2 protein-coding genes are annotated in these 2732 nt (G+C 63.9%); both read right to left on the bottom strand.

Going from position 1 to position 2732, the window contains the following annotated elements; translation table 11 throughout:
• Positions 1-319: 319 nt before the first annotated feature.
• On the bottom strand, positions 320-1471 hold the full coding sequence (locus tag HU729_RS25375; RefSeq protein WP_186711908.1) for an acyl-CoA dehydrogenase family protein: 1152 nt from the start codon (positions 1469-1471) through the stop codon (positions 320-322).
• 17 nt (positions 1472-1488) lie between these two features.
• Positions 1489-2559 (bottom strand): enoyl-CoA hydratase/isomerase family protein, encoded by a 1071-nt coding sequence (locus tag HU729_RS25370; protein ID WP_186711907.1) that lies wholly within the window; start codon positions 2557-2559, stop codon positions 1489-1491.
• Positions 2560-2732: the final 173 nt, after the last annotated feature.

Genomic DNA, 2732 nt, shown 5'->3' with positions numbered 1-2732 from the left:
AAACCCCCCGGTCGGGGAGCCGACCGGGGGTTTGAGTATTCTCATGTTCGGCGGCCCCTCGAAGGTGGGCGCCGTGTGGGTATCGGCGCCTAGTGGCTAAACCAATACCCAAAATAGGAGCAGGCGACGTTACGACCGGCAACGGCCAGCACAGGGCGCGCGGTGCGACCGGTGGTGTTGGCGTGATTGCAGGTGTGTTTCGACATGTTGCTCTCCAGTGAATGAGATCGAGCTTACTGCACCTGTAACGCTGTGTTCAATGGATAAATGCTATCGCAATGATAATCCGGGGCAGCAACGCGACCCCGGGACCGCGCGATCACAGCGGATAATGCTTGAGCTCGCGCGCAATCAGCATCCGCTGAATCTCGCTTGAGCCCTCGTAGATCTGGGTAATGCGCGCATCGCGGTAGTACTTCTCCACCGGATAGTCCTCAAGATAGCCATAGCCGCCATGCACCTGGATGGCCATGGAGCACACCCGCTCGGCCATTTCCGAGGCGAACAGCTTGGCCTGCGAGGCTTCCGACAGGCACGGCTTGCCGGCCGTGCGCAGGCGTGCGGCGTGGAGGATCAGCAGGCGTGCGGCATTGACCTGCACCTGCATGTCGGCCAGCAGGTTGGCGATGCTCTGGTGCTCGTTGATCGGTTTGCCGAACTGGATGCGCTCGCGCGAATAGGTCAGCGCTGCTTCGAAGGCTGCGCGGGCGATGCCCAGTGCCTGGGCGGCGATGCCGATGCGCCCGCCTTCGAGGTTGGACAGGGCGATGGCCAGGCCCTTGCCGCGCTCGCCCAGCAGATTGGCGGCGGGGATGCGGCAGTCGTCGAGGGTGACCGCACAGGTGTCCGAGGCGCGGATGCCCATCTTGTGTTCGCTGCGATCGACCTTGAACCCTGGGTTGTCGGTCTCTACCAGAAACGCCGACAGGCCCTTCTTGCCCAGCTCCGGGTCGGTGACGGCAAAGACGATGGCCAGCCCTGCGCGGCGGGCGTTGCTGACGAACTGCTTGGCGCCATTGATCACCCAGTGGCCATCGACCAGCTCGGCGCGGGTACGCAGGTTGTGGGCTTCGGAGCCAGCCTGGGGCTCGGTCAGGCAGAAGCAGCCAATCACTTGGCCACTGGCCAGGCGCGGCAGCCATTGCTGCTGTTGCTCAGTGCTGCCATAGGCCAGCAGCGGGCCGCAGCCGACCGAGTTGTGGATGCTCATCATCGCACCGGTCGCGCCGTCGCCAGCCGAGATCTCTTCTACCGCCAGGGCATAGGCGACGTAGTCGGTGTAGCTGCCACCGAAGGTGTCGGGCACGACCATGCCCAGCAGGCCCAGCTCACCCATGGCGCGGACGACGTCATCGTCGATCCAGCCAGCCCTCTCCCAGGCCTGGGCATGCGGCGCGATCTCGCCACGGGCAAAGTCCCGGGCCATGTCGCGGATCATGATCTGTTCTTCGCTCAGTTCCAGGTCTTGCATGCTGTGTACTCCCGGGCTCACAGGCCTTCGAAGAATTGATCGACCCGCTTGCGCGACAGCGCGGCGAGTGTCGGCGGGTTCCAGCGTGGCTGCTTGTCCTTGTCGACGATCAACGCACGCACGCCCTCGATGATGTCGCCATGGGCGAACCACTGGCGGTCCAGGTGCAGCTCCATGTCGAAGCAGTCTTTCAGGCCCAGCTGGCGGCCGCGGCGCAACATTTCCAGGGTAACCGCCATCGCCAGCGGCGAGCGGGTTTCCAGCTGATCGGCGGTGGCCAGTGCCCAGGGGCGGCTGTCGCCGATGCTCACGGCGCGCAGTTGCTCGATGATGCTGGTCATGTCGGGCAGGGCGAAGAAGTGATCGATGGCCGGGCGCAGCTTGGCCAGCGGCGCGTCGTCCAGCGTCTGGGAGCCAAGTTTGGCGAGCAGACCTTGCAGATCCTTGAGTGGCTGGTCGCCGAAGTTCAGATGATCCAGCCCTTCGTCCAACGCGGTCAGTTTTGCGCTGTCCACGTACCAGTCCGCCAGCCCACAGTACAGGGCATCGGCGGCCTGGATCTGCGCGCCGCTGACACCCAGGTAGATGCCCAGCTCGCCGGGGATGCGCGACAGGAAGTAGCTACCACCCACATCGGGGAAGTAGCCGATACCGACCTCGGGCATCCCCAGGCGGCTGCGTTCGGTGACGATGCGCAGGTCCGCGCCCTGGGCCAGGCCCATGCCGCCGCCGAGGGTGAAGCCGTCCATCAGCACGAGGATCGGTTTGCGGTAATGATGGATGCACAGGTCAAGGGCGTATTCCTCGACGAAAAAGCGCTCATGCAGGTCGCTGCCGGCCTTGAAGCTGTCATGCAGCGAACGGATGTCGCCCCCTGCGCAGAAGCCCTTGGGGCCTTCGCCGCGCAGGACCACGGCCTTGACTTGTGGGTCTTGCGCCCAGGCGTCGAGGTGGCGCTGCAGGCTGCGCACCATGTCGAGGGTCAAGGCGTTGAGGCCGGCGGGACGGTTGAGGGTCAGGTGGCCGATGTGGTTGCGGGTGTCGGCCAGAACATGATCCGTGGCCGTTGGTTGAGCGTGCGCGGTCATCGCGGTCTCCCTGCTTTGTTATTGATTTTCCACGTTAAGTCTGGAAATACGCTGGAGGATCAACGGATCCTGCCATGCGTATTTGCCTGACACAATTGGTAAATCTGCAGGGGTGGGGTGCATTTTTGTTGCAGATGATCAGGCATCTGCGGTGTGGGTGCTGGCCTCTTCGC

The organism is Pseudomonas sp. RW10S2, assembly GCF_014268985.1.
GTDB lineage: Bacteria > Pseudomonadota > Gammaproteobacteria > Pseudomonadales > Pseudomonadaceae > Aquipseudomonas > Aquipseudomonas wayambapalatensis.
Note: the sequence above shows the minus strand (reverse complement) of the source record. Positions and strands in the feature narration are given on the sequence as shown.

Bases quoted from the DNA above. Each gene is read 5' to 3' on its own strand.
- HU729_RS25375 (WP_186711908.1), bottom strand. From the start codon at position 1,471: ATGCAAGACCTGGAACTGAGCGAAGAACAGATCATGATCCGCGACATG.
- HU729_RS25370 (WP_186711907.1), bottom strand. From the start codon at position 2,559: ATGACCGCGCACGCTCAACCAACGGCCACGGATCATGTTCTGGCCGAC.